Source organism: Arthrobacter sp. BE255 (assembly GCF_031457335.1).
GTDB lineage: Bacteria > Actinomycetota > Actinomycetes > Actinomycetales > Micrococcaceae > Arthrobacter.
In genome coordinates this window covers 13,662-38,164 of sequence record NZ_JAVDWK010000020.1, presented here as the reverse complement: position 1 = coordinate 38,164, position 24,503 = coordinate 13,662, and the positions used below count along the sequence as shown (strand labels likewise).

Annotated in this window: 25 protein-coding genes; 11 read left to right on the top strand and 14 right to left on the bottom strand. The window is 66.2% G+C overall.

Annotation, left to right across the window (positions count from 1 at the left end; genetic code table 11):
- Positions 1 to 169 precede the first annotated feature (169 nt).
- On the bottom strand, positions 170 to 1,294 hold the full coding sequence (locus J2X42_RS22570; protein WP_310168274.1) for a DNA alkylation repair protein: 1,125 nt from the start codon (positions 1,292 to 1,294) through the stop codon (positions 170 to 172).
- A gap of 138 nt (positions 1,295 to 1,432) precedes the next feature.
- Here J2X42_RS22570 and J2X42_RS22565 point away from each other — a divergent pair, with 138 nt between their 5' ends.
- Together J2X42_RS22565 and J2X42_RS22560 are read left to right on the top strand one after the other, a co-directional pair.
- Positions 1,433 to 2,227 (top strand): phosphatase PAP2 family protein, encoded by a 795-nt coding sequence (locus tag J2X42_RS22565; RefSeq protein WP_310168272.1) that lies wholly within the window; start codon positions 1,433 to 1,435, stop codon positions 2,225 to 2,227.
- 2 nt (positions 2,228 to 2,229) lie between these two features.
- Positions 2,230 to 2,538, top strand: a complete 309-nt coding sequence (locus tag J2X42_RS22560) for an MmcQ/YjbR family DNA-binding protein (protein ID WP_310168270.1) — start codon at positions 2,230 to 2,232, stop codon at positions 2,536 to 2,538.
- Positions 2,539 to 2,553: 15 nt separating this feature from the next.
- Here J2X42_RS22560 and J2X42_RS22555 read toward each other — a convergent pair whose 3' ends face one another.
- The gene (locus tag J2X42_RS22555) at positions 2,554 to 2,904 is read right to left on the bottom strand and encodes a MerR family transcriptional regulator (RefSeq protein ID WP_310168268.1); all 351 of its coding nucleotides are present in this window, start codon (positions 2,902 to 2,904) and stop codon (positions 2,554 to 2,556) included.
- Positions 2,905 to 3,046: 142 nt separating this feature from the next.
- Here J2X42_RS22555 and J2X42_RS22550 point away from each other — a divergent pair, with 142 nt between their 5' ends.
- The 3 genes from J2X42_RS22550 to J2X42_RS22540 all read left to right on the top strand — a co-directional run bounded on the left by J2X42_RS22550 (position 3,047) and on the right by J2X42_RS22540 (position 4,386).
- The gene (locus J2X42_RS22550; protein WP_310168317.1) at positions 3,047 to 3,469 is read left to right on the top strand and encodes an Hsp20/alpha crystallin family protein; all 423 of its coding nucleotides are present in this window, start codon (positions 3,047 to 3,049) and stop codon (positions 3,467 to 3,469) included.
- Positions 3,470 to 3,563: 94 nt separating this feature from the next.
- On the top strand, positions 3,564 to 3,980 hold the full coding sequence (locus tag J2X42_RS22545) for a J domain-containing protein (RefSeq protein ID WP_310168266.1): 417 nt from the start codon (positions 3,564 to 3,566) through the stop codon (positions 3,978 to 3,980).
- 28 nt (positions 3,981 to 4,008) lie between these two features.
- Entirely contained in the window at positions 4,009 to 4,386 is a 378-nt protein-coding gene (locus J2X42_RS22540; RefSeq protein WP_310168264.1) for a hypothetical protein, read from the top strand.
- On the opposite strand, the gene J2X42_RS22535 is transcribed toward J2X42_RS22540, so the two are convergent.
- Positions 4,378 to 5,874, bottom strand: coding sequence for an ATP-binding protein (locus tag J2X42_RS22535; RefSeq protein ID WP_310168262.1), 1,497 nt, complete (start codon positions 5,872 to 5,874; stop codon positions 4,378 to 4,380). The two genes, J2X42_RS22540 and J2X42_RS22535, sit on opposite strands and share 9 nt — an antisense overlap.
- Positions 5,875 to 5,980: 106 nt before the next feature.
- On the opposite strand from J2X42_RS22535, the gene J2X42_RS22530 reads away from it, so the two are divergent.
- Positions 5,981 to 7,528, top strand: coding sequence for a family 1 glycosylhydrolase (locus J2X42_RS22530; RefSeq protein WP_310168260.1), 1,548 nt, complete (start codon positions 5,981 to 5,983; stop codon positions 7,526 to 7,528).
- A gap of 51 nt (positions 7,529 to 7,579) precedes the next feature.
- Here J2X42_RS22530 and J2X42_RS22525 read toward each other — a convergent pair whose 3' ends face one another.
- Genes J2X42_RS22525 through J2X42_RS22515 form a run of 3 tightly spaced genes read right to left on the bottom strand, consistent with a single transcriptional unit; the run spans position 7,580 to position 10,148 of the window.
- On the bottom strand, positions 7,580 to 8,638 hold the full coding sequence (locus J2X42_RS22525) for a phosphatase domain-containing protein (RefSeq protein WP_310168258.1): 1,059 nt from the start codon (positions 8,636 to 8,638) through the stop codon (positions 7,580 to 7,582).
- A gap of 45 nt (positions 8,639 to 8,683) precedes the next feature.
- The gene (locus J2X42_RS22520; protein ID WP_310168254.1) at positions 8,684 to 9,415 is read right to left on the bottom strand and encodes a DUF72 domain-containing protein; all 732 of its coding nucleotides are present in this window, start codon (positions 9,413 to 9,415) and stop codon (positions 8,684 to 8,686) included.
- Between the two features lies 1 nt (position 9,416).
- A complete protein-coding gene (locus J2X42_RS22515) occupies positions 9,417 to 10,148 on the bottom strand; it encodes a GAF and ANTAR domain-containing protein (protein ID WP_310168253.1) in 732 nt (243 codons plus the stop codon).
- A gap of 147 nt (positions 10,149 to 10,295) precedes the next feature.
- Here J2X42_RS22515 and J2X42_RS22510 point away from each other — a divergent pair, with 147 nt between their 5' ends.
- The 3 genes from J2X42_RS22510 to J2X42_RS22500 all read left to right on the top strand — a co-directional run bounded on the left by J2X42_RS22510 (position 10,296) and on the right by J2X42_RS22500 (position 13,239).
- Positions 10,296 to 12,104, top strand: coding sequence for a glycoside hydrolase family 15 protein (locus tag J2X42_RS22510; protein ID WP_396134134.1), 1,809 nt, complete (start codon positions 10,296 to 10,298; stop codon positions 12,102 to 12,104).
- 116 nt (positions 12,105 to 12,220) lie between these two features.
- Entirely contained in the window at positions 12,221 to 12,514 is a 294-nt protein-coding gene (locus J2X42_RS22505) for a hypothetical protein (RefSeq protein WP_310168250.1), read from the top strand.
- Positions 12,514 to 13,239 carry an HAD family hydrolase gene (locus tag J2X42_RS22500; RefSeq protein ID WP_310168248.1) on the top strand — a complete coding sequence of 242 codons (726 nt, stop codon included), beginning with the start codon at positions 12,514 to 12,516 and terminating at the stop codon, positions 13,237 to 13,239. Before J2X42_RS22505 ends, J2X42_RS22500 begins: the two co-directional genes overlap by 1 nt.
- 37 nt (positions 13,240 to 13,276) lie before the next feature.
- Here the strand turns inward: J2X42_RS22500 and J2X42_RS22495 are convergent, their stop codons facing one another.
- The 6 genes from J2X42_RS22495 to J2X42_RS22470 form a co-directional block, all read right to left on the bottom strand.
- Positions 13,277 to 13,636, bottom strand: a complete 360-nt coding sequence (locus tag J2X42_RS22495; RefSeq protein ID WP_310168246.1) for a VOC family protein — start codon at positions 13,634 to 13,636, stop codon at positions 13,277 to 13,279.
- Positions 13,637 to 13,701: 65 nt separating this feature from the next.
- On the bottom strand, positions 13,702 to 14,904 hold the full coding sequence (locus J2X42_RS22490) for a serine hydrolase domain-containing protein (protein WP_310168244.1): 1,203 nt from the start codon (positions 14,902 to 14,904) through the stop codon (positions 13,702 to 13,704).
- A gap of 131 nt (positions 14,905 to 15,035) precedes the next feature.
- Positions 15,036 to 15,848 (bottom strand): bifunctional allantoicase/(S)-ureidoglycine aminohydrolase, encoded by an 813-nt coding sequence (locus J2X42_RS22485; protein ID WP_310168242.1) that lies wholly within the window; start codon positions 15,846 to 15,848, stop codon positions 15,036 to 15,038.
- Positions 15,849 to 15,859: 11 nt separating this feature from the next.
- The gene (locus tag J2X42_RS22480) at positions 15,860 to 17,137 is read right to left on the bottom strand and encodes a DUF6986 family protein (protein ID WP_310168239.1); all 1,278 of its coding nucleotides are present in this window, start codon (positions 17,135 to 17,137) and stop codon (positions 15,860 to 15,862) included.
- A gap of 3 nt (positions 17,138 to 17,140) precedes the next feature.
- Positions 17,141 to 18,739 (bottom strand): malate synthase A, encoded by a 1,599-nt coding sequence (aceB, locus tag J2X42_RS22475; protein WP_310168235.1) that lies wholly within the window; start codon positions 18,737 to 18,739, stop codon positions 17,141 to 17,143.
- Between the two features lie 25 nt (positions 18,740 to 18,764).
- Complete coding sequence (locus J2X42_RS22470; protein WP_310168233.1) at positions 18,765 to 20,231, bottom strand: NAD-dependent malic enzyme; 1,467 nt, start codon at positions 20,229 to 20,231, stop codon at positions 18,765 to 18,767.
- Between the two features lie 210 nt (positions 20,232 to 20,441).
- Here J2X42_RS22470 and J2X42_RS22465 point away from each other — a divergent pair, with 210 nt between their 5' ends.
- The gene (locus J2X42_RS22465) at positions 20,442 to 21,197 is read left to right on the top strand and encodes an IclR family transcriptional regulator (protein ID WP_310168231.1); all 756 of its coding nucleotides are present in this window, start codon (positions 20,442 to 20,444) and stop codon (positions 21,195 to 21,197) included.
- 147 nt (positions 21,198 to 21,344) lie between these two features.
- On the opposite strand, the gene J2X42_RS22460 is transcribed toward J2X42_RS22465, so the two are convergent.
- Both J2X42_RS22460 and pucL read right to left on the bottom strand, forming a co-directional pair.
- Positions 21,345 to 22,850 carry a nucleobase:cation symporter-2 family protein gene (locus J2X42_RS22460; RefSeq protein ID WP_310168228.1) on the bottom strand — a complete coding sequence of 502 codons (1,506 nt, stop codon included), beginning with the start codon at positions 22,848 to 22,850 and terminating at the stop codon, positions 21,345 to 21,347.
- Positions 22,851 to 22,970: 120 nt separating this feature from the next.
- A complete protein-coding gene (pucL, locus tag J2X42_RS22455) occupies positions 22,971 to 23,879 on the bottom strand; it encodes a factor-independent urate hydroxylase (protein ID WP_310168226.1) in 909 nt (302 codons plus the stop codon).
- A 361-nt stretch (positions 23,880 to 24,240) separates the two neighbouring features.
- Between pucL and J2X42_RS22450 the strand changes: the two genes are divergently transcribed.
- Positions 24,241 to 24,429 (top strand): hypothetical protein, encoded by a 189-nt coding sequence (locus J2X42_RS22450; protein WP_310168224.1) that lies wholly within the window; start codon positions 24,241 to 24,243, stop codon positions 24,427 to 24,429.
- The last annotated feature ends 74 nt before the right edge of the window (positions 24,430 to 24,503 follow it).

Genomic DNA, 24,503 nt, shown 5'->3' with positions numbered 1-24,503 from the left:
GGAGCGGTACTGCCTTGCTGTGCAGGGCACCAGCCCTGGACATCTGAAGAGCTGCAAACATTCAGGCGCGGAGTTCAATGTGCCGGAACTGCAGTTCTGGAAGGTTTCTCTCTTTGTTAGCGCTAACACGAGATGCTACTGCAGAGTAAACTGTGAGTCAAGTCACGTTTTAGTCAGGCGCGGACGCGGTGTCCAGCCGGAACTCCGCGCGGCCGTGGCGCACCCCGTTGATCTGGAGTTCGAGGGCGTGCATCCCCGGGTGGTGGACCCGGGTGGTCATCGGCCGGAAGGCGTGGCGCTTCGCCAGCATCCTGGTCTCGCCCGCGGCAAGCGTCAGGGCTGTGAGCTTGAAAATCTTCACGGACTGGGTTCCGTTCGCCTTGCGGTAGTGGACTGCATAGTCCACCGCCAGCCGGGCATCGCCAGTGCCGGTGTTGGAAATCTCGAATTCGAAGCCCAGGTCTTCGGGCATGGCCACAACGTCCCGGTCCAGCCGGAGTTCCGTGACCGCCACCGACGCCGGTACGAACCCTTGGAGCGCCAGCGCCCCGGGGTGGGCCTTCTTGACCAGGGTCCGGAGACCGTGCCTGACCACCCACGCGGTGTTGGCGTCCGGCGCGGCCAGCCACCCGGCCGCCGTCGCCACCACAACGTCCGGCGCATGGCGGGCCAGGTCGTTGAGGTGGTTGGCCACAGACCGCCGGACATACTCGGAGCGGTCACGGTACAGGGCATCGAGGATGGGGAGGGTCGCCGCCGGCCGCTGGACCAGGGCCGGGACCCGGACAGCCCAGGGGAGATAGGCCCGGGTCCCTTCGCTTGCAAGGCGGCGGACATGCTCGTCGGGGTGTCCGGTCCACTCCAGGATGGCCTGCAGTGACGTGTCCGGATCGCGGGCGAGCAACCGCCGGATGGCAAACTCGCCCGTCAGCCGGGGAGTCAGTTCAGCCAGGAGGGCCAGGCAGTCTTTGAAGTCCGGAGTGCCGCCTGATTCGAGGGCCAGGGTGACAGCCGCCTCGGATACCGGCCAGAGGACCCAACCGGTAAAACCAGGGTGGTCCAGCGCGCCGCGGAAAATGGCCGCCGCCGTCTCATATCCGGGACGCGGCAGGCGCCGCAGATCATCCAGGAGCGCTCGGCAGACATGGTCGGTGCGTCCCCGCAGGCTGAGCCCGTCCAGTGTTGTGCCGGCGATACCGAGGGCAGGCCACTGTGTGCCCGGTGCTGCTTCTGCCATGATGCCGGCCAGCGCCTGCACGGAATGCCTGTTGATCAGCTCGTTCATCGCACCCATTCCGTCAGGCTATCGCGCGGCGATGATGCAGGAGGAACCGGTGCCCACGTTTGGGGGCGGGGCCGGCAGCCAAACGCGGAAGAACGGGGATAATCTTCACCTTAGGAAAGTCGTCAACTGCGCAGGGATGGAATACACGTGGCACAGCAGTCAGGACAGGGAACATCCAGCAAGGCCCCGAACTGGTGGCGCAGGTTCCATGACAAGTTCGTCGTGGAGGAGCGCTTCATGGAACCGGAGGCGCGGGCGGCACTCTATCGCTGGGCCGTGCTTCTGGTGGCGGTGGGAGCCGTCGTTTTCGTGGCCACCCTCATTGGAGTCCTGCAGCACGACGGGCTCGCGTCGGCGGACGAGTCCGCGCGGAACTGGCTGCTCGGCCTCCGTTCGGAGTTGCTCACTGCCGTGATGATCTTCCTGGCAGTGGTGTTCGGGCCTGTTGCGCTGCCTATTATTGTCCTGGTGGTCATCCTTGTGTGGGGATTCGCAGCCAAGCACGCCTGGCGCCCGATGCTCCTGGCCGGCGGCATGATCTCCGGTGTGGTGATATCGCAGATCATCCTGCAAATCGTCAGAAGGTCCCGTCCGCCGGTGGAACTGATGCTGTTCGGCGCCGATCACACTTTCTCGTTCCCTTCCGGCCACGTCCTGGGCGCCTGTGACTTCCTGCTGGTGGGCACCTTCCTGATCTTCTCGCGGCGGGAGAACACACGCACTGCCGTGTTCGGCTTTGTGGGCGCCGGCGTCGGCATAGTGCTGGCGGCGCTCAGCAGGCTGTACCTGGGGTACCACTGGCTCAGTGACGCCCTGGCCTCGCTGTCCCTCTCGCTGGTTATCCTGGGTGCGGTCATCGCCCTGGACACGTGGCGCACCGCCCGGATCCCGGGCGAAAGGATCACGGGCGAACTCTCCAAAGCCGACGCGCCAGGCGACTAGCCATGGCATCCGAGGCTGACGTCCGGAGGATGTGCCTGGCGCTGCCCGGCGTTTCGGAGCGCAGCAGCTGGGGCCAGCCGGCCTGGTTCGCCAAGACCCTGATGGCACGCATCTGGGAAGACGGCGTGCTGACGGTCAAAACGGACGAGCGCGAGGCACTGGCCGGCACTGAGCCCGGCACGTACTTCTGGACACCGCACCACGAACGCTCACCGCAGCTGGTGCTGGTCCGGCTGGAGCGGATCGGCGCCGACGAGCTGGGGGAGCTGCTTGAGGAGTCGTACCGGCTGGCTGGAGGACGCGGGTTCTGACCGCAGCCGGACAGGCTATGAATCCGGGCGCAAACGTGCCCGTTTCAGGGCCCGGTAAAGCCTGGCGTTTGCTGCCTCAAGCTCAAGGACCATCGCCACTCCGGCCAGGTTGAGTCCTTGCTCAAGCAGTTCCCCGATGCGCAGCAGGACAGCGATGTCCGAGTCGCTGTACTGCCGCGTGCCGCCCGGTGTCCGGACCGGTGTCAGCAGTCCCCTCGTTTCGTAGAGCCGGATATTCTGCTGGCCAGTGCCCGTCAGCTGGGCCGCCACGGAGATGGCGTAAAGTGCCCGCCCGGCGCTGGGCTGTGGTCGACCGGGCTGGGGTCGACTGGGCTGCGGGGTTCGGCCGGATGCCGGCTCTGTCATGACTGCTCCAAAAAATCCTCAATGAATCCCTTGCCTCAGTTTGGCACGGGTGCTATAAAAAATCTATATCCAGCACCATAGATAAGTGGGTGCGGATATGAACCCAAAAACCAACATTTGCATGCTGAAGGAGTGGGAAATGATGTTGATGCGTACGGACCCGTTCCGTGAGCTGGACCGGCTTACCCAGCAGGTCTTTGGAACCGCGGCACGACCTGCGGCCATGCCGATGGACGCCTGGCAGGAGGACGGGGAGTTCGTTGTGGCGTTTGACCTTCCGGGCGTGAACGTGGACACCGTGGACCTGAACGTTGAGCGGAACGTCCTGACGGTCCGGGCGGAGCGTCTTGACCCGACCCAGCCCAACGTCGAGCTGGTCGCCGCCGAACGGCCCCGCGGTGTGTTCAGCCGCCAGCTGATCCTGGGCGACACCCTGGACGCGGACAAGATCAAGGCCAGCTACGACCAGGGTGTCCTGACACTGAGGATCCCTGTGGCCGAGCAGGCGAAACCGCGCAAGATCGAGATTGAAACAAAGGGCCAGCTGCACGAGATCGGAAGCTAGCCCCTCGTATCATCGGCCATCCGGCCGGCGCGGGCAGGGAACCCTGCCCGCGCCGGTGCCGGATCGAACCTGACCGTCTACGAAGGCGTCCCGCATGGACACACCGCACTGGGAGAAATCTGACAGGGAAGTTCCGGACGGCGCCTCCCTGCCGGACCACTACGCAGCCCTGCGGGTCCGGCCGTCGGCCAGCCAGCAGGAAATCGCCCGCGCCTACCGTGCCCTGATGCGTAACCTCCATCCCGACGTCGACGGCGGCAGGCCTCCGGAGAGCGCGGCAGGCGAACAGGGCGCGGCCCGGAACGACGACTTGCTGCTCATCATGCAGGCATTTGCCGTCCTTCGGGATCCGGGCCGCCGCGCGGCCTACGATCGAAGCCGTGCCCGCAGCCAGGCGGTTTCCCACCGGGGGCCGGGCCCGCAAAGCATCCCTGTCCGCCACGTCCGCAGCCATACGGACAACACCATCAGAATCACCCCGGTCCGATGGGAAAGCGGACCGTGGGCCTGACCCGCCCATACAAAGGAGGAGCACCACCATGAGCGAGTGGCGCCGCTACGATTCACACCTGATGCCCGCTTTCCACGAGCGCTTTGAGCAGCGCTGGGGCCAGGACACTGCACCGTTCCTCGACCCGGAGGCGCACGAGGAACCTATGCCCCGGGCCCAATGGATCAACCCCTCCACCGGTGCGGCCCTCGCGGTGGTGCCGGTGTGGACGGCGGACGAGGGCCAGCAACGCTCGTTCGGTGTCTTCTATTTGCCGCCCGCCGGCGACATCTGGGTGCTCCGTCCGGGCTACACCGGATACCTGGAACCGGCCGACGGGGACACTGAACACCTGGTCACGCTGCGGAACGATGCCTACCGCAAGGCCGTGGCACATGCCAAGGAGTTCCTGTTCGGCTCACAGTGAGCCGGCTGTCCCCATAAAACCAGGGCCCGCGAAACCCGGGCCCGTGGAGCTCCGCCCGACCACACCCGGCCAGGGAAATCCCGGCCTGCCACCCGGAGGGGCGCCGGCCACGTCCGGACCGCTGCCCAGCAGGCTGCGGGTGAGGGTTTCGGCATCGGCCATGAGGTCCTCCACCGCGGCCTCGAGGTGCGCGTCGGACACCGGTGCGTCTTCCAGCGCTGCGGCCACCACGGCCCGGCGGACCAGTTCTCGGGCAAAGGACGCCGTGGTGCCCTCGGTGCGTTCAGCTGCGGCACGCAGTGCTTCCGGGGTGAAGTCCACCAGCCGGCCGTACAGTTCCAGCAGCCGGACCCTCTCGGCGTGTGCCGGGAGCGGGATTTCGACGGCCAGGTCCACCCGGCCCGGACGCTGGGCCAGGGCCCGTTCAAGCATGTCGGGCCGGTTGGTGGTGAGCACAAACGCGACGTCAGCGTCGTTGTCGAGGCCGTCCATGGCGTCCAGCACCTCAAACAGCAGCGGCTGCGGACCGTGCCCGAAGCTCCGGTCCTCGGCGATCAGGTCGCAGTCCTCCAGCACCACGATGGACGGCTGCAGCGCCCGGGCCATGCGTGCCGCGTCCGAGATCCTGGCGAGCGAACCGCCCGAGAGGAGGATCGCCGTCGACCCGGCACTCTGGCTCAGCAGGTGCCGGACCGTGTGGGTCTTGCCCGTTCCAGGCCGGCCGTAGAGCAGGATGCCGCGCTTGAGGTGCTGGCCGTGGTCCTTGAGCGAGGCGCGGTGGGTGGCGATCCCCACGGTGTGGTCGGCCACCTTCTGCAGCAGGCCGGCGGGCAGGATGACGTCCGACGCCGGCAGGCTGGGCCGGTGATGGAAGGTCACCCCTGCGGCGCTGGGTCCGTATTCGGACATCACGAGGGAGATGACCTGGCCCTTGAGGACACTGTTGCTGTCCATCCTGTGCCGGAACTCTGTAAGGAAGCCTGTTGCGGCTTCCTGGCCGGCTGCCAGGACTTCCAGGGAAGCAGTCTGGCGCCCGGACCGGGGGTCGGCATCGCGCTGCAGCACCGCCAGCGGCCGGCCGCCGAAGCTGAAAAGCCACAGGCCCAGCGCCACAGCCTGCCGGTGCTCATCCGGGCCCACCGCCAGGTTGGCATAGTCAGGCTGGGCAAGCGGAAACTGCGGAAACAGCAGCGACTGCTGGACCATGTCACTCAACGACTGGTGGTGCCGCTGGCCGCCGCCGCCGATGCCCACCAGCCGGCCGGCAGGGTCCTGCCCAACGAGCTCCGCCATCACAATGTCGCCGTCGACAAAACGGTGGGGCGGGATATTTTCCACCACGACCGAAAGCTCCGCGGCCGGCACGCCAAGATGCTCGGTCAGTGCTTGAAGGAGCTGCTTGCCGGGCTGCTGCCGGTGGTTTCCGGACTGCGCCAGCTGGACCAGCGCGGCAAAATCATCGATGAACTTCCCCAGTTTTTCATCCATCCCCAGACCCTAGCAGGAGGCCCTGGGTTGCTACTCGTCAGCCGCCCGGCCGTGTGCCATTCTGAGGGGTACAGTTCCTAACCCAGCTAAGGAAGTTGGCACCACCGTGCATATCACCGCCAAGGATTTGGCAGCCCTCATCCCGTCCGGATTCACCCTGGGCGTGGCCACCGCGGCCTTCCAGATCGAGGGTGCGTTGGAGGAGGATGGCCGCGGCCCGGCAGGATGGGATGTTTTCGCGTCCAAACCGGGAGCCATTGTTGAAGACCACAGCCCGGCGATCGCCTGCGACCATTACCATCGGATGCCCGGCGACGTCGCCCTGATGAAGCAGTTGGGCGTGGACTCCTACCGCTTCTCCCTGGCGTGGCCGCGGATCCAGCCCACCGGCAGCGGAGCCGTGAACCGGGCGGGACTGGATTTCTACGACCGCCTCCTCGATGAGCTGCTGGCCAACGGGATTTCGCCCATGGTCACGCTCTACCACTGGGATACCCCGAAAGCGCTGGACGATACCGGCGGCTGGATGAACCGGGACACCGCCTTCCGGCTGGGCGAGTTCGCCGCGATCGCCGCTGAGGCCTTCGGCGACAGGGTGGCGCGCTGGGCCACCATCAACGAACCCGCCACGGTCACCACCAACGGCTACACACTGGGGCTGCATTCGCCCGGTGAGTCCCTCATGCTTAACGCTTTCCCCACCGTGCACCACCAGCTGCTGGGCCACGGCCTCGCCGTGCAGGCTTTGCGGGCAGCAGGGGTCCCCGGCGAGATCGGCATGACCAACGTCTACTCGCCGATGGTCCCCAACTCCATCAACCCGCTGGACAAGATCAGCGCCGGCCTGATGGACCTTGCCCAGAACCGGCTGTACGCGGACCCGGTCCTGTTGGGCAAGTACCCCGACCTCATCCGCGCCGCGAAGATCTTCAGCTCCTTCGACCACCCTGACGAGGACATGGAGATCATCTCCCAGCCGCTGGATTTCTACGGGCTGAACTACTACATGCCCACCAAGGTGGCCGTAGGCCCGGGACAGGGCGCTGTTCCGGCCAGCATGGCCGAAGCCATGGGCAGCGACCTGAGCGCAATGGGCAACGGCGGCACCCCGTTCCACGTCGAAGCCTGGCCCGAAGCGGACGTCACCGCCTACGGCTGGCCCGTCAAGTCCGAATACATGGGTGTCGCGCTGAAGGAAATGGCGGAGCGCTACCCGAACCTGCCGCCCGTGATCATCACCGAGGGCGGGGCGAGCTTCGAGGACATCATCGTCCGCGACAAGTCCACCAACACAACGTTCATCCCGGACGAACGGCGCCTGAAATACCTTTCGGACCACCTGGAAGCGGCGCTGAAAGCCACAGCCCCGGGCGGGGAGGCCGAATCCGTGGACCTCCGCGGCTATTACGTCTGGTCCCTGATGGACAACTTCGAGTGGTCCGCCGGCTACAACCAGCCGTTCGGCCTGCTCCACGTGGATTTCGAGACACTGGAACGCACGCCCAAGGCGTCCTACTTCTGGTTCCAGGAACTGCTTGAGGAACGGAACCTGGTGGCCGCGGCGGCCACCGCCGTCGCGCAGGCTGCCACCCCGGAATCCGACTGGACGGAAGGGAACGACGACGACGTGACCACCCTGGGTGCCACCGCCTAGCGGGGTGGTGCTCGAGTCCGGCGGCGGGTCGTTGCGGTGGGTCCGGCGGCGCTAGAGGAGGTCCAGGGACTTCAGCTGCTTGGCCATGCCTGCGCCATCGGTGGAGTAGATCCACGGGACTGCCGACGCGCTGTGATCGCCGTCTTCGGAGTGCCCGCCCGCAAACACGGCCTCGCTGACGGAAAGCTGCCGGATGGCAATGGCGGCGACCTTGTCCGAGTGCTCCTGGGCGAAGCCTGAATAGATCTGTTCGTCGTGCTGGCCGTTGTCGCCGATCAGGAGCCAGCGCATGTCCGGGAACTCCTCAGCGAGGCGTTCGAGGTTGCGGTGTTTATGCTCCTGGCCGCTGCGGAACCACCTGTCCTGGGTCAGTCCCCAGTCGGTAAGCAGCAGTGCCCCGGCTGGATACATGTTGCGGCCGAGGAAGCGTGCCAGGGTGGGGGCTGCGTTCCACGGCCCGGTGGACAGGTAGATGACGGGGGCCTCAGGATGCTCGACGGTGAGCCGGTCCAGCAGGACCGCCATCCCGGGCGTGGCCATCCGGGCCCTCTCGCTGAGGACAAAGGTGTTCCACAACGCGAGGAAGGGGCGGGGCAGGGCCGTGACCATGACGGTGTCGTCAATATCGGACACGATGCCGAAGGTGGTGTCCGGCGCGATCACCTGGATGAGCGCCTCCACGGGCTCAGTCCCTTCGGCGCGCAGGACGGCCGTGTGCCAGCCGGGGGACAGCCGGATGTCCACCACAGTGTCGATCAGGCCGCCGCGGTCCGCCTTCACCGTGGTCACGACATCTTCTATGGTGACCTGGACGTCGGTGAACTGCACGGGAACGCTGGTGAAAGCCCGCCAGCCGCGGACGTTCTGGTTACCGTTGCGGGCGGCATGTTCGGCCCGGCTGCCGGGTGCCGGCTCCTTGGTGAGCAACACGCGGCCCAGGACCCGCACCCACTCAGTGGATCCGTAACCCTGGTACGCGATGGTCTTCGGCACGAAGTTCCAGCGCTTTGCCAGCTGCAGGCGGACACCGTTAACGCCGTCGGAGAGCCAGTGAGCCAGCCGGAAGGCGCGGTTGCCGGCCAATGATGATTTCTGCGGGGCCCTGTCCATGCCTCCACTCTGCCACAGGCGCTGCGGTGAACGCCCAGCGTGACTTCAGCCGGCGCCCAGGATCCAGCGCAGGGTCTCGGCGTTCCGCACGGCGTTCCCGCCGCCGTCGTTATTGAAGTACACAAACACGTCCCGCCCGCCGGCCGCCCATTCCCGGATGCGGTCAGCCCACCATCCCAGTTCCCCGTCCGAATACGAGCCGCCGTAGAGGTGCTGATGGTCCGGGCCGTGCAGCCTGACGTAGACAAAGGGCGCCGTGGCGCGGAGGATGCACGGCAGGTTGGCTCCGCTCATGATGCAGTACGCGGCCCCGTGCCGCTCCAAGAGCCCGTATATGTCCGGGTGGTCCCAGCTGGGGTGCCGGAACTCCAGGGCCACGCGGATCCAGCGTGGCACTTTGGCGAGGAAATATTCCAGCCGGGCGTCATCCCTGGGCAGCTGCGGCGGGAGCTGGACCAGCAGGACCGCCCTTTTATCACCGAGTTCATGCCAGCACCGGGAGATCCGTTCAAGCCAGACCTCCGGCGCGTACAGTTTCTTGCCGTGCGTCAGCCCGCGCGGGGCCTTGACCGACATGGCGAAGCCGTCGGGAAGCCGCCGCCGCCAGCTGGCGAAGGACGTGTCCCCGGGCCACCGGTAGAAACTCGCGTTGAGTTCCACGGTGCCGAAGCGGGAGACATAATGCTGAAGCCTGTCCCGAACGGGGAGCCCGGGCGGGTACAGCACGTTCTCCCAATGGTCATAGCTCCAGCCTGACGTTCCAATGTGGATGGCCATGTCAGCTGAAATGGGTCGTCAGCGTGCCGCCGCCCGCGGATTCCACGATGGCAGCGGCCACGTCGCGGAGCTTAACGTTGCGAGTGCTGGAGGCGGATTTGATGAGGTCCATTGCCTCGTCCTGGGTGCACCTGTTCTGCCCGATGATGATTCCCACGGCCGTATCGATCACCGTGCGGGAATCGAGGGCCGCCTTCAGGTTGGCAGCGGTGTCCGAATGCTGGGCCAGCCGCACGGCAAGCCGCATGCCTTTCGAAGCCTGGGACACGTAGCTGAGGGCATGCTCCACGGCGTTGGCGTCGAAGGCGCCAGGACGGTCCGAGTAGAGGTTGATCCCCGCCTTGGCGTCGTCCCCGGACAGCTCGAACGGTACAGCCAGGACCGACCGGATGCCGTGGTTCAGCACCGTGGCAGCATATTCCGGCCACAGGGTTTCGGTCCTGAAGTCCCGGATGTGGACGAGCACGCCTTCCCTGGCGCATTGGAGGCAGGGGCCGTCGCCATATTCGTACTGGAGCTCATCAAGCAGGCGTGCCCGGTCGCCGCTGCTGGCCACCGTGGCTGCGGTCCGGTGGCGGAGCAGGGTGATCCCGCAGAGAACTTCGCCCCGGGGGCCGGAGAGGTTCTCGGCCGAATACGTTGCGAGTTCATTGAGGAAGTCCTCAACGTCCTGGGTGTCCAGGAGGAGGTCCTGAATTTTCTCGATGACCAGGCTAGTGGATGGCTGTTCCAAGGGTGCCTCCGGTGTTGCGGGCCGGAACCGGGGAACCTGGCCTGCTGGCGGCCACCACCGGTGGCCATAGGCAGCTGCTTTACCCTGATTTCAGGCTACACCCGTGATCCTCCGGCCGGCCGGGCACGTGTGTGGCAGGGTAGGGAAATGGCGCGAATTGAGGATTATGCGGTAGTCGGCGACCTCCACACCGGAGCGTTGGTGAGTACTGCCGGGTCCATCGACTGGCTGTGCCTGCCCCGGTTTGACTCCCCGGCCTGCTTCAATGCCCTGCTGGACACTCCGGATGCGGGCCGGTGGCTGCTGGCTCCTGAGTCCGGCGGGACGTGCACCCGGCGCAGCTATCGCGACGGAACCCTCATCCTGGAAACGGAATGGGAAACGCCGGACGGGACTGTGCGCGTCATTGACTTCATGCCGCCCCGCGACGAGGTGGCAGATATCGTGCGCATCGTGGAGGGCGTCAGCGGCAGTGTCCGGATGCACGGCGAGCTGGCGCTGCGCTTCGATTACGGCCACATTGTGCCCTGGGTCCGGAAGGACAAACACGGGATCCATGCGATTGCGGGTCCTGACGCCGTCTATTTCGTCACCGGGGCCCCGCTGCACGGCGAAAACCTGCACACGGTCAGCGACTTCACGGTCAGCGCAGGGGAGCGGATCCCGTTTGTGCTGACGTGGGCACCAAGCCACGTGCGGCGGCCCACCACTGTCGACGCCGAGGAAGTGCTGGGTACCACGGCGGCCTTCTGGCGGGGCTGGACTTCCCAGTGCACGGTCACCGGGAAGTACCGGGACGCGGTGGTGCGCTCGCTGGTGACCCTCAAGGCCTTGACCTACGCGCCCACCGGAGGCATCGTCGCCGCGGTCACCACGTCGCTGCCGGAACAGCTTGGCGGCCCGCGCAACTGGGACTACCGCTACTGCTGGCTGCGGGACGCCACCATGACGCTGCAGGCACTGTTGGCCGCGGGCTACACCAAAGAGGCCGCAGCCTGGCGGGACTGGCTGCTCCGGGCCGTTGCCGGCGACCCCGCGGACCTGCAGATCATGTACGGAATCCATGGCGAGCGCAGGCTTCCGGAAATGGAATTGCCGTGGCTGTCCGGCTATGAAGGCTCCAGCCCGGTGCGGATCGGCAACGGCGCGGCGGAGCAGTTCCAGCTGGACGTGTGGGGGGAAGTGCTGGACTGCCTGGCCCTGACCCGGAATTCCCTGCTCAAACACACCGACGAGGCCTGGGATGTCCAGATTGCCCTCATGCAGCACCTGGAAACCATCTGGGACCAGCCGGACAACGGTCTCTGGGAGATGCGCGGACCGCGACGCCACTTCACGCATTCGAAGGTCATGGCCTGGGTGGCCGCGGACCGGATGGTGAAAGGCGTCCGCGAGTCCGGCCTGCCCGGTCCGGCGGAGCGCTGGGAGGCGCTCCGGGACACCATCCACCGGGACGTGATGGCGAACGGCTTCGACGCGGTGCGCAACACGTTTGTGCAGTCCTACGGCCGGCCGGAACTTGATGCGAGCCTCCTGCTCATCCCGCGTGTGGGGTTCCTGCCGCCGGAAGACCCGCGGGTGGTGGGGACCATTGACGCGATCCTGGATGAGCTGACCGAAGACGGGTTTGTGCTCCGCTACCGCCCGGCCGAGAGCGACGATGGACTTCCCGGGGATGAGGGGGTGTTCCTGGCGTGTTCGTTCTGGATGGTGGAGGCGCTCCTGGGGGCGGGCCGCCGTCGGGAAGCCACCGAGCTGTTCGAACGGCTCCTGGAATTGCGGAACGACGTGGGCATGCTGAGTGAGGAGTGGGCCGTCAGGGCGGGGCGCCAGCTGGGCAATACACCCCAGGCCTTCAGCCACTTCGGGCTTGTGACTAGCGCACTGGAGCTGCATCAGGATACGGTTCGCCGGAGTGATGCGCCCATTCCGCCCGAGACGGGGAATGAGTCGTGACTGCTTGCAATTGGGGGATTGCAGCACTTTTCCCCAGCAGAACCAGTAAGTATACTTACTAACACTTCACGGCGTGCTCCAAGCACAGCGCAGTGACTGACGGAGGAGTGGTTTGAATGGCCGGTTATTTTGAACTGGTGGATGCAGCTGACGGTGGCTACAGGGTCAGGATGTTGGATGGGGCCGGGGACCTGATGGCGATATCGGTGACATTTCCCACCAAGCGCGCCGCGGTGGCCGGCGTGGCCATGGCACGCGAAATCGCCGGAACGGGGCTGATCCGGGACCGCAGCCGCGACGGCGCGGGGACGGTCATCCGCGAACGTGTCCGGCCGGTGGTTTCCGCCAAGGAGGAGGCTGCGCCCCGCATCAAAAGGGTTTCGGGGACCACACGGGCCGCAGCCGGCTGATGGACCCCCAGCACCTGGGCGCGGCGGGAGTGACGGGTCGACGCCGGGGCGTCCTGTTTGACGTGGACGGGACCCTGGTGGATTCCTCCTACATCCATACGCTGGCGTGGTGGCAGGCATTCCGGCAGCAGGGCCACGACGTGCCGATGGCTTCCATCCACCACTGCGTCGGCATGGGCGGCGACCGGCTGGTGGACAGCCTCCTTCCGCACGGCAGGGACAAAAACGCCGACGCCGACATCATGGCCAGCCACGCCGCCCTGTTTGCGTCCAACTGGGCCGTCCTTCGCCCCTTCGACGGCGCGAGGGACCTCCTGGCGCAATGCCACTTCGGAGGGCTGGCCGTTGCCCTGGCGTCGTCCGCCCGGACACAGGACCTGGCGGCAACCCGGCGGGCCCTCGGCTCTGATGCCCACATCCATGCGGCCACCAGTGCCAACGACGCGAAGGCCAGCAAGCCGGCCCCGGACATCCTGGTGGCCGCGCTGGAGGCTGTTGGCGTCCAGTCTGCCGATGCCGTGTACGTCGGCGATGCGGTGTGGGACATGCAGGCCGCGGCAGCTCTCGGTATGCCCGCCATAGGACTCACCTGCGGCGGAACAACTGCTGCTGAACTAAGGGACGCCGGCGCCGCGGAGGTCTACTCGGGTCCGCGTGACCTCCTGGACAATCTCCAGTCAAGCGCCATTGGAAGGCTGCTTGCGGCGTCCTCCACCGCGGGTTAACCGGCGGGCTAACCGGCCAGTGCGCCCCCGGCCTGCTTCAGGAGCGGGCCACGTCCACCACGCAGAACCGGTTCCCGTCCGGGTCCGCGAGCACGATGAAATCGGGATCTTCGGGGTACAAGTCCCAGTCCACGCGTGAGGCGCCCAGGTCCAGCAAACGGGCCACCTCGGCGTTCTGGTCGTCGGCGTAGAGGTCAAGGTGGATCCGCGGACGCTCCTGGACGGGCGTCTCGCTGAGCATCAGGGCGAGCCTGGCCCCGTTGCCGCCGTGCGGGACGAGGACCACCCAGGTGTCGTCGCCCTCCTCGCGCGGGACGTAGCCCAGTGCATCGCACCAGAACGCGGTGGCACGGGGAACGTCCTCCACTCCGAGAACCGTGGTTCCGATGGTCAGCATGGTTGTATGCTTCCCCCATCTGGACCGGCAGGCAAGCCCCGGCGGCTGTCCGGGCATGGCTCAACTCAGCACAGCGCGTTCAGCGTTTGTTCCGCCAAGTTTGCGAGGTCAAGGACCAGCGGGTTGACGTTCAGTGTGGGCGGTTCCGGCGGAAAGGCCACGGCGATGCTGAACTGCCTCAAACCGTCTTCGCTGGTCATGGAAACGGACCCGTAGCCATCGATGTCGCCGGTATGTCCGTGGTACAGCCGGTTGGAACAGGTGTCGTTCCATTTCATCAGCCCGAAGCCGTAGTAGTCGCTGTCGCGCCGCAGCATCGAGGTCCGGCTTTCGTCCCGCAGTAGTTTCCCCTGGAACAGGGCGGCGTAGAAGGTGTTCAGCTCGGACACGGTGGACACTGCGCCGCCCGCTGCAAACTCTGACAGCCAGGCGGGCTGGGTTACGTCCAGGCGCTGGCCGTTCACGGTGATGTAGCCGTGGACCATGGTGGCCGGGGCTGCACCGGGCAGGGGAAGGCCGGTTGACGGCAGCCCCAACGGATCAGCAACGTCCTCCTTCAGGACTGCATTGATGCTCTTGCCGCGGAACCGCTGGACGATCAGGCCCAGCGCCGCGTAATTGGAATTGGAGTATTCGAAGCCCTGTGCGAGCCGCCGTTCCCACGGCGCCGTGGCCGCGAGCGCCAGTTGCTGCTCCAGGCTCAGTGGCCTGTTCATAACTTCCGGCAACGGCCCCGAGGCCAGCAGGGGAATGCCAAAATCAGGCAGCCCGGTTTCGTGGATCAGGAGTTGGCGCACCGTTACCGGGCCAGGCGGATGAAGGACGGTTCCGAATTCTGGGAGGTATTTGCTGACCTGCTCGTCCAGGCCGATTTTGCCTTCCTCCACCAGCTTCATGACGGACACGGCCACCATGGACTTGGTGATGCTGCCTACCCTGAAGGGGTCGGAGACCGTGGCGGGTTCACGGGTGTCGAGGTCCCGGACGCCGGCGGCATGGGTCCACGTTTTCCCGCCGCCTTTCACTTCGATGACGACAGCCGGGGCGCCGTCTTCGATCATCGAGCGGCTGAAAGCCTCCAGTGCGGCGTAGATATCCTCATGCCGATCCGGTGGGAGGGGTTCAGGAGTGCAGCTGCCCAGGGCAACGGCCACCAGCGCTGCGGACACAGCCGCCGCGATCCTGTTCCTGATGCGGTGCCGCCTGGTTCCGGGCATGTCGCTGACCCTTCGGGCCGGCGCTTCGGCAGGGACCTGCAGTGCCGGCACCTCAATGCTCCTCGGACTTCAGAACGCGGTCAATGGCCCCGGCACCCCGAAATCGCCGGAAACGCGACGAGGTCGCCGGAAGCCCTCCCAGCGAACTGGAAGGCTTCCGGCGACCTCGGCGTCGGAAAGGACTAGGTGAGGCGGATCTGGCGGTTCATGTCCTTGTACAGCAGGTACCGGAACTCGCCGGGGCCGCCGGCGTAGCAGGCCTGCGGGCAGAACGCGCGCAGCCACATAAAGTCGCCGGCCTCCACTTCAACCCAGTCGTTGTTCAGCAGGTACATGGCCTTGCCCTCCAGGACGTACAGGCCGTGCTCCATGACGTGGGTCTCCGGGAACGGGATGACCCCGCCCGGCTGGAACGTCACGATGTTCACCTGCATGTCGTGGGCCAGGTCGGACGAATCCGTGAAGCGGGTGGTCTTCCAGGCGCCGTTGGTATCCGGCATCGCGGTGGGTTCCACCTCGGCGTCGCTGGTGACGAAGGACTTGGCCTCGTAGCCTTCGAGCCGCTCGTAGGCCTTGCGGATCCATTGGAACGAGACGATGTCGTCCGAGACGTTCTCCAGGCCCCACGTGGAACCGGCGGCCAGGTAGGCGTAGCCGCCTTCCTCCAGCTGGTGCAGTTCGCCGTCGAGGGTCAGGTTGACCTTGCCCTTGGTGACAAAGACGACGCCTTCAACGCCTGCTTCGAACTCGGCTTTCGGGGCGCCGCCGCCGGGGCCGATCTCCACGATCAGCTGCGAGAACGTGGTGGCAAACCCGGAGATCGGGCGGGCCAGGATCCACGAGCGGGTGTTGGAGAAACCCGGCAGGGTGCTGGTTACGATGTCGGTCATGACGCCCTTGGGGATGACCGTGTAGGCCTCCGTGACGATGGCCCGTTCCGTGGTGAGGTGGGTCTGCGGCGGCAGTCCGCCCTGGGGGTAGTAGTACTTGCCCATCATTGGATCCTTTACTTCGAAGTGGAGTGTGCCAGCCGCGGGTGCGCCAGTGCGGTCAGCTGGGGAAGTTCGACGCCGGCCAGCGCCTGGACCTCTTCGGTCCCCACCGCGCCGCACTGGACGCCGCGCAGGACGAAGGCGGCCAGGGCGCGGGCGGTGGCGGGTTCGTCCATGACCCCGCCTTCCGTGCGTTCGACGTAGTTGCGCAGGCGCGCCGCGGCGGCCGGCAGCCCCTCGCGGTAGAACGCGTACGTGGCGGCGAAACGGCTGGGCAGCTGGGCGGCGTGCAGGTCCCAGCCCTGGTAGTAGCCCCGCTCCAGCGAGCGGCGGACCAGCCGGCCGTGCAGCTTCCAGGCATCTTCGACGGCGTCGCCCACCGGGATGATGTTGGTGGAGCCGTCGGAGAGGCGGATGCCCGTGCCGGCGACGGCCAGCTGCATGACCTCCTTGGCGAAGTCCGCCACGGGGTGCTCCATGGACTGGTACTCGGCCGAGATCTGCAGCGACGCTGAATAGTCGTATGTGCCATAGTGCAGTCCGCTGATCCTGCCGGGGACCGCGTGCGGCAGCTGCGCCACGGGGGAGGTGCCGTCCGGGCCGAGGATCAGCTGCGGTGTTTCCACCTGCACCTCGAACCGCAGCCTTCCGGCCGGTAGCCCATGGACTTCCTCCAGCCGCGACACGGCGTAGTCCATGGCCTGGACCTGCGCCACGGTGGTGACCTTGGGCAGGGTCAGGATCAGCCCGGCCGGGAGCTCGCCCGCGGACGCGAGCCCGGAGACGAAGAGGTCCAGGGTGCGCAGGCCGCGGGCCCTGGTGGGGGCCTCGAAGCATTTGAACCGGATCCCGATGAACGGCGGCGCGGAGCCGGCCGCGACCGCGGTGGCCACGGCGGCTGCCGCGGCCACTGCGGCGGCGTCCTCGGCGTCGTCGCCGCGGTCGCCGAAGCCGTCCTCGAAGTCGAGGCGGAGGTCCTCGATTGGTTCGCTGTCGAGCTTCGCCTGGACCCGCGAGGCTACTGCCCCGGCGAGTTCGGCGTCCTGGCCCAGCAGCCGGCCCAGCCGTTCCAGGCCGCCGTGCGCCGCCGCCGTCGTAAGCGCCTGGGCGCCCCAGTCGGCAGCGAACGACGGCGTGAACCGGTCGGCGGGGACGTAGACGGTGTGGACGGGCTGGCGTGAGCCGTCGTCACCCGGGTAGTTCCGGTCCAGCAGCCGGTCTGTCGCGGCCAGCTGGGCGTCGATGTGGGCGGTGTCCGCCGCGGAGAGCGACGGCGTGGGGGAGACCGCCATCGCTCAGCCCACCAGTTCGTAGGCCGGGGTGGTGAGGAAGTCCGTGTAGTCCTCGGACAGGCAGATGTCAGCGATCAGGTCGCTGGCCGGCTTGTAGTAGCGGCGGAAGGCCTCGTCACCGAATTCGGTGCGGAGCCGTTCCGTTTCCTCGCCCAGGATCCGCTCCACCAGTTCCCGGGTGACCGTGTTTCCGGTGTCGGCGAGGACTGACTTGTTGCGGATCTGCTGCCACACCTGCGAGCGGGAGATCTCCGCAGTGGCGGCGTCCTCCATCAGGTTGTGGATGGCCACGGCACCGTTGCCCGACAGCCACACGGCGGTGTACGCGACGGCGACATACAGGTTCAGCCGCAGCCCGCCTTCGGTGACCTGGCCGTCCGCGGAGGCGATGTCCAGCAGCTGGCCGGCGGTGACCGAAACCTCGGGGCGCTGCTTGTCCAACTGGTTGGGGCGCTCGCCCAGGACGGCGTCGAACACCTCGCGGCAGGTGGGGACCAGGTCCGGGTGGGCCACCCAGGAGCCGTCGAAACCGTCGTTCGCTTCGCGGGTCTTGTCAGCGCGTACCTTGGCGAAGGCCGCCTCGGTGACCTCGGGGTGCCTGCGGTTGGGGATGACTGCAGCCATGCCGCCCATGGCGAAGGCGCCGCGCTTATGGCAGGTCTTGACCAGGAGCTCGGTGTAGGCGCGCATGAACGGGGCGGTCATGACCACGGAGGCGCGGTCCGGGAGGACGAACTCCTCGCCGGCGTCGCGGAAGTACTTGATGATGCTGAACAGGTAGTCCCAGCGCCCGGCGTTCAGGCCCGATGCGTGGTCCCGCAGCTCGTACAGGATCTCGTCCATCTCGAAAGCTGCCGGGATGGTCTCGATCAGCACGGTGGCGCGGACCGTGCCCTGGCCCAGTCCCAGGAAGTCCTGGGCGAAGACGAAGACGTCGTTCCAAAGCCGGGCCTCGAGGTGGCTTTCCATCTTGGGCAGGTAGTAGTACGGGCCGTGGCCGTTGAGGACCAGCTGCTTGGCCACGTGGTAGAAGTGCAGGCCGAAGTCCACCAGCGCACCCACGGCAGGTTCGCCGTCGATCAGCAGGTGCTTTTCCGGCATGTGCCAGCCGCGCGGGCGGGCCACCACAACCGCCAGCGGCGCGTCGGTGCGGAGCTTGTATTCCTTGCCTTCTTCGGAGGTGTAGCTCAGGGTCCCCTGGGCGGCGTCACGGAGGTTCAGGATGGAGTCGATGACGTTGCCCCAGGTGGGGGTGCTGGCGTCCTCAAGGTCGGCCAGCCACACCTTGGCGCCGGAGTTCAGGGCGTTGATGGCCATCTTGGCCGGGCTCGCCGGGCCGGTCATTTCAACGCGGCGGTCCTGCAGGGCCGCAGGGGCCTCCGCAACTTTCCAGTCGCCGTCGCGCACGTCCTGGGTTTCCGGCAGGAAGTCCAGCTTGCCGGTGTCCGCTACCCGCTGGCGCTTGACGCCGCGGGCGGCGAGGAGCTCGTTGCGGGTGCCGGCGAAGCGTTTGTGGAGTTCCTCCACAAACGCCAGGGCCTTGGGGGTAAGGATCTCCTCCGCGCGTTCGATCGGCCGGGGGTCTGTGACTGTGATGGCCATTTCTGGTCCTTTCGTTGGCTGCGAATCAGGCGTTGGCGAAGGCGGCGGCTTCAGTGTCAGCTGAAGCCCCTGCTGCATCCGTGGCCGTGCTGGCTGCTGCGGTTGCCGCCGCCGCGTGCGCTGCCGCTGCTACGGCGGAAGCGACGTCGGAGGCGACGTGGGGATCGAAGACGCTGGGGATAATGTAACTGGCATTCAGTTCATCATCAGCCACCCGGTTGGCGATAGCCTCTGCGGCGGCAACCAGCATCTCCGGCGTGATGTCGGACGCGCCGGCGTCCAGGAGTCCGCGGAAGAAACCGGGGAACGCCAGGACGTTGTTGATCTGGTTGGGGAAGTCGCTGCGCCCGGTGGCCACCACGGCCGCGTACTTGGACGCGATGGACGGGTCGATTTCCGGCGTCGGGTTGGCCATCGCGAAGACGATTGCCTTGTCGGCCATCGAGGCGACCTGTTCCTCGCCGATCACGTGCGGGGCGCTGACGCCGATGAAGACGTCCGCTCCCTTGAGGGCCTCGTGCAGGGTGCCGGAGAAGCCTTCCTCGTTGGTGTTCGCGGCGATCCAGGCGCGGTGTTCGTCGTTGTACTGTTCGCCTGAGTGGATGGCGCCGGAGCGGCCGGCGGCAACGATGTGCCGGGCGCCCTGGGCCTTGAGCAGCTGGATGATGGCGGAGCCGGCAGCGCCGACGCCCGAAACCACGATCTTGACCTCTGAGAGCTTCTTGCCGACCACGCGGAGCGCGTTGACCAGGGCGGCCAGGGTGACGATGGCCGTGCCGTGCTGGTCGTCGTGGAAGACGGGGATGTCGAGTTCGTCGCGCAGGCGCTTCTCGATTTCGAAGCAGCGCGGCGCTGCGATGTCCTCAAGGTTGATGCCGCCGTAGACGGGGGCCATGGCCTTGGCGATCATGATGATCTCCTCGGTGTCCTGGGTGTCCAGGCAGACCGGCCAGGCGTCCACGTTGGCGAACTGCTTGAACAGGGCGGCCTTGCCTTCCATCACGGGCAGGGCCGCTGCGGGGCCGATGTTGCCCAGGCCAAGCACGGCGGAGCCGTCGGTGAGCACGGCGATGGTGTTCCGCTTGACGGTCAGGTTGCGGGCCGCGGCGGGGTCCTCGGCGATGGCCAGGCAGACGCGGGCGACGCCGGGGGTGTAGGCGCGGGAGAGGTCGTCGCGGTTGCGCAGGGCAACTTTCGGGACGACCTCGAGCTTGCCGCCGAGGTGCATCAGGAAGGTGCGGTCGGAGACGTGCTGGACTTTGACGCCGTCGAGCGCGTTGAGGGCGTCCTTGACGCGGGCGGCGTGCTCGTCGTCGGTGGTGTTGCAGGTGACGTCCACAACCAGGGTTTCGTGGTGGGACTCGGTGACGTCCAGGGCGGTAATGGCCGCGCCGGCTGCTCCGACGGCCGCGGCCAGTTCGCTGGTTGCGGAGAAGCTTGACGGTGCTTCCACGCGCAGGGTGATCGAATTTCCGGGGCTCGGGTTCGCCATTGAATGTCCTCCTGTTAGGCCCGTCGCCGGGCTCGTTGCTGAGCTAAATGTTTTCGTATTATGGATATTATTATCTACTTTGTGGAAATACAAGCCTACGTGGTTCGTCGACTGGCGTGTGGCCGTGATGTATCTTGGGAGTTCTAGGGCAATTCTTTTCACGATGCGGATAAGAGTTGTCGAAAATCGAGTCCTCAGGAGACTGGTTACATGGCTGAAAAAGCCCCGGGAGGCGTGCAGTCCGTAGAGCGCGTCTTCGAACTCTTGGAACTGATCACGGATGCCGGCGGGGAAGTAACGCTCAGCGAACTCTCGTCCTCCACTGATCTGCCGCTCCCCACCATCCACCGGCTGCTGCGCACCCTGGTCACGCTGGGGTATATCCGCCAGCTGCCCAACCGCCGGTACGCGCTGGGGCCCCGGCTCATCCGGCTCGGCGAAGGCGCCAACAAGCAGCTGGGCGCCGTGGCCCGGCCGCAGCTGAAAACCCTGGTGGACCGGCTGGGGGAGACCTCCAACATGGCGGTGCTCGACTCGGACATGGTCATCTACGTGGCCCAGGTCCCGTCCCTGCACTCCATGCGCATGTTCACCGAGGTGGGCCGCCGCGCCCACACCCACGACACCGGCGTGGGCAAGGCGATCCTGGCCCAGCTCGACGACGACGTGGTCCGCGGCATCGTGGCCCGCACCGGAATGCCCACTCCCACGTCCAAGAGCATCGGTGACATCGAGTCCCTGCTGGCCGACCTGGGCAAAATCCGGGAACGCGGCTACTCCATCGATGAGGAAGAACAGGAGCTGGGCGTGCGCTGCTTCGCCATGGCCGTGCCCAACGCCCCGACCCCCACGGCAATCTCCGTGTCCGGGCCGGTATCCCGCGTGGACCAGTCCTTCGGTGAACGCGCCGTGCCCATGCTGCGCGAGGCAGCCCAGGCCATCTCGGACGAGCTCAACCGCAACTGAGCCCAATCCAGCTGGACCCAACCGGACCTGGCGCGTCCCGCCGTCGGACGTTTCCGGCATCACAACCAGCGCGAACGAACAGTTGAGGCCCCGGAATCCGCGGATTTGGGGCCTCAACTGTACGTTCGCGCTGTTGTTGGCGGGTGGTTAGTGGTCAGACTTCGACGACGACTCCACCGGGACTTCCTTGCCGTCGCAGTCGATCAGCTTGCCGCCTTCGTAACGGTCGCCGTCGGCCAGGCACTTGAGGTCCTCCTCGCGGACCACGCGTCCGGTGCCGGCCACAAACACCGACTGGTTCTCCGAGTTCCCTGCCTTCAGGTGGTTGAAGAGCAGGTTCAGCACGATGGCCATCACGGCCGCCGAGCTGATGCCGGAGTGGAAGATGGTGCTGAACCACGACGGGAACTGGTCGTAGAAGGCCGGCGCGGCGATGGGGATCATGCCGAAGCCGATGGACGCCGCCACGATGATCAGGTTCATGTTGTTCCGGTACTCAACCTTGGACAGGGTGCGGATGCCGCTCGCGGCCACCGTTCCAAAGAGCACGACGCCGGCACCGCCCAGGACGGGCGTGGGCACCGCTGCGACCACCCGGCCCAGCACGGGCAGCAGCCCGAGGACCACCAGGATGACGCCGCCGGCGGACACCACGAAGCGGCTCTTGATGCCGGTGATGGCCACCAGCCCGACGTTCTGGGCGAAGGCGCTCTGCGTAAAGGAACCGAAGAGCGGCGAGATGGCGCTGGAGAGCATGTCCGCGCGCAGGCCGTCGCCGATGCGCCGGGAATCCACTTTGGTGCCTACGATCTCGCCGACGGCGATGATGTCCGCCGAGGTTTCCGTCAGCGTCACCAGGATGACGATCAGCATGGAGATGATGGCCGCGATGTGGAACGTGGGCGGGCCGAAGGCGAACGGCGTGGGGAACGCGACGATTTCGCCCCGTGCCACCTTGGAGAAATCGGCCATGCCGGTGACGAAGGCAATGGCGGTGCCGATGATCATGGCCAGCAGGATGGACAGCCGCGAGATGGTGGCGCTGCCCACCTTGCTGAGCAGCAGGACGATGCCCATGGTGGCGGCGGCGAGGCCGATGTTGGCGACGCTGCCGTAGTTGGGTGCCTTGCTGTTGCCGCCCATGGCCCAGTTGGCGGCCACCGGCATCAGCGTCAGGCCGATGGTGGTGATGACGGTGCCGGTGACCACCGGCGGGAAGAACCGGATGATCTTGGAGAACAGCGGCGTGATGGCCAGGCCGATCAGCGAGGCAACGATCACCGAGCCGAAGACGGACTGGATGCCTCCGCCGCCGTGGACGATGGCCACCATGGTGGAGACGCCGGCGAAGGAGACGCCCTGGACGAGCGGCAGTTTGGAACCGAAGAACGGGATGCCCACGGTCTGGAGGATGGTGGCCAGGCCGCCCACAAAGAGGCATGCGGCGATGAGCAGGCCGATGTCCTGGGAGGACATGCCGGCCGCGGCGCCGATGATCAGCGGCGGGGCGATAATGCCGCCGTACATGGTCAGGACGTGCTGGAAGCCGTAGGCGAAGCTGCTGCCAATGGAGAGGCGCTGGTCTTCGGGACGGTCAGAGGGCTGGCGGCCTGGCTTGGTGGCCTGGCTGGCGGACTTTTTCTTGAGGTTCATTGCAGACTTTCTGGTTCATGGCAGACGTCTTTGTCTGGCTAACGTGGTCTGGCTAAAGGTGTGGGGAATTGCCCGGTGGTCGAGCCTGCTCAGGCTCGACCACCGGCGCGGGTCAACGGCCTAGCAGAAGCCGGCGATGCCGGACCAGGCGATGTCCGCCGGGGTGGCGTCGTCGCGCTGGACCGTGGCCTCGATCAGGCCGTAGGGGCGGTCCGCCGCAAAGAAGACCTCGTTGGGGTTGTCGAGGCCGAACGGCGAGAGGTCCACCAGGAAGTGGTGCTTGTTGGGCATGGAGAACTTGATCTCGTCGATCTCGGCGTGGGCTTCCAGGACCTTGGTGCCCATGTCGAACAGCGTCTGCTGCAGGGCGTGGGAGTACTTCTCGGTGAACCCCTCGAGCAGGAGGCCCTTGACGTCCTCGTAGCTCTTGTTGAAGTCCAGGGTGCTGAAGTCCGTCCCGGTCTTGAAGCGCCAGCGGGCGGAAACGTCGGTGGCCAGGATGCGGTCCGTGGTTTCCGGGAGGGTGGTGTATTTGTCCTTGGGGTAGCCCACAAAGCCGGACTGGGTGGACTTCAGGACGGTGAGGTCCTTGAGTCCGGAGATCAGGTGGGCGGCGGCGCCGTCGCGGACCAGGACAGCGGTGCGGACTTCCTGGCCGTTGCGCACGAACGAGTGGTCATGTTCGCTGCCGTGGGCCTGGATCCGGTCCCAGCTGTAGGACTCGGCTTCCCAGCGGCCGCCGGTGACCCAGTCGAAGCTGGAGGTGAAGTGTTCGCCGAGGCGCAGGAGGAAGGCCTCGGGGGAGCCGACGCCTTCGCGGGCAAAGGCGTAGATGGTGTTTTTCTGGGTGTCAGTGGCCACCACGTGGGCGTTGTCGCCCTCAAGGTGTGCGGCCTCGAAGTCGCCGCGCAGCTGCGAGGTGACGTTCAGGTCTTCGATCTCGTGGCGGTCGGTGTCGCGGGTGATCTTGACGACCCGGACTTCGGCCTTTCCGTACTGGTTGTGGCCGAGGATGATGTTGCTGCTCATGGTCAGATTCCCAACTTCAGGTATGCGGGACAAGGTCCCACATAGAAATTAAGCGCGCGTTTCCCACGCGTTTCTAGTACCGTCGGCCCAACAAAAAATGAGCCGACATCAATTGATGCCAGCTCATTACGACCCTGCCTGCTGCTCCCAGGTTACGTGACTTGCGCCACGAGTTGGTTCCCAGAATAGCCCAGCCGTGCGGTGGTGTACATCACAATCTGAAAAATCAGTTTGTGACCGACCGCCGTCCAGGCCATTGACGAACTGCGGGACGGCACCCTAGGATATTTCACATAGCAAAAGTTCCTTTCCACTTTGCGGAATCGATGAAGTACTGCCAACCACCTCGGAGGAGGATCAGATGTACCAGCAGGACACAACGCCGGTTGCACCGGCACAGACGGCGGCACCCTCAGTCCAGGAGTTCTACCTCCCCCTCGGAGGCGGAACGGATCCGGACTTCTACCTGCCCGCAGACCGCGAGCACATCCCCGGCCGCTTCTCGCGCTGGGTCCACGCCCTGCCGGGCTTCGGCGGCGCGCGTTCCTGACAGGGCTGACGACACGCATCTTCGCTGACGACACTCAAAAGGCCTGGCGACACCCGAATACGGGTGTCGCCAGG

Bases quoted from the DNA above. Each gene is read 5' to 3' on its own strand.
- J2X42_RS22570 (WP_310168274.1), bottom strand. From the start codon at position 1,294: ATGGGTGCGATGAACGAGCTGATCAACAGGCATTCCGTGCAGGCGCTG.
- J2X42_RS22560 (WP_310168270.1), top strand. From the start codon at position 2,230: ATGGCATCCGAGGCTGACGTCCGGAGGATGTGCCTGGCGCTGCCCGGC.
- J2X42_RS22555 (WP_310168268.1), bottom strand. From the start codon at position 2,904: ATGACAGAGCCGGCATCCGGCCGAACCCCGCAGCCCAGTCGACCCCAG.
- J2X42_RS22550 (WP_310168317.1), top strand. From the start codon at position 3,047: ATGTTGATGCGTACGGACCCGTTCCGTGAGCTGGACCGGCTTACCCAG.
- J2X42_RS22545 (WP_310168266.1), top strand. From the start codon at position 3,564: ATGGACACACCGCACTGGGAGAAATCTGACAGGGAAGTTCCGGACGGC.
- J2X42_RS22540 (WP_310168264.1), top strand. From the start codon at position 4,009: ATGAGCGAGTGGCGCCGCTACGATTCACACCTGATGCCCGCTTTCCAC.
- J2X42_RS22535 (WP_310168262.1), bottom strand. From the start codon at position 5,874: ATGGATGAAAAACTGGGGAAGTTCATCGATGATTTTGCCGCGCTGGTC.
- J2X42_RS22525 (WP_310168258.1), bottom strand. From the start codon at position 8,638: ATGGACAGGGCCCCGCAGAAATCATCATTGGCCGGCAACCGCGCCTTC.
- J2X42_RS22520 (WP_310168254.1), bottom strand. From the start codon at position 9,415: ATGGCCATCCACATTGGAACGTCAGGCTGGAGCTATGACCATTGGGAG.
- J2X42_RS22510 (WP_396134134.1), top strand. From the start codon at position 10,296: ATGGCGCGAATTGAGGATTATGCGGTAGTCGGCGACCTCCACACCGGA.
- J2X42_RS22505 (WP_310168250.1), top strand. From the start codon at position 12,221: ATGGCCGGTTATTTTGAACTGGTGGATGCAGCTGACGGTGGCTACAGG.
- J2X42_RS22500 (WP_310168248.1), top strand. From the start codon at position 12,514: ATGGACCCCCAGCACCTGGGCGCGGCGGGAGTGACGGGTCGACGCCGG.
- J2X42_RS22495 (WP_310168246.1), bottom strand. From the start codon at position 13,636: ATGCTGACCATCGGAACCACGGTTCTCGGAGTGGAGGACGTTCCCCGT.
- J2X42_RS22485 (WP_310168242.1), bottom strand. From the start codon at position 15,848: ATGGGCAAGTACTACTACCCCCAGGGCGGACTGCCGCCGCAGACCCAC.
- J2X42_RS22480 (WP_310168239.1), bottom strand. From the start codon at position 17,137: ATGGCGGTCTCCCCCACGCCGTCGCTCTCCGCGGCGGACACCGCCCAC.
- aceB (WP_310168235.1), bottom strand. From the start codon at position 18,739: ATGGCCATCACAGTCACAGACCCCCGGCCGATCGAACGCGCGGAGGAG.
- J2X42_RS22470 (WP_310168233.1), bottom strand. From the start codon at position 20,231: ATGGCGAACCCGAGCCCCGGAAATTCGATCACCCTGCGCGTGGAAGCA.
- J2X42_RS22465 (WP_310168231.1), top strand. From the start codon at position 20,442: ATGGCTGAAAAAGCCCCGGGAGGCGTGCAGTCCGTAGAGCGCGTCTTC.
- J2X42_RS22460 (WP_310168228.1), bottom strand. From the start codon at position 22,850: ATGAACCTCAAGAAAAAGTCCGCCAGCCAGGCCACCAAGCCAGGCCGC.
- pucL (WP_310168226.1), bottom strand. From the start codon at position 23,879: ATGAGCAGCAACATCATCCTCGGCCACAACCAGTACGGAAAGGCCGAA.
- J2X42_RS22450 (WP_310168224.1), top strand. From the start codon at position 24,241: ATGTACCAGCAGGACACAACGCCGGTTGCACCGGCACAGACGGCGGCA.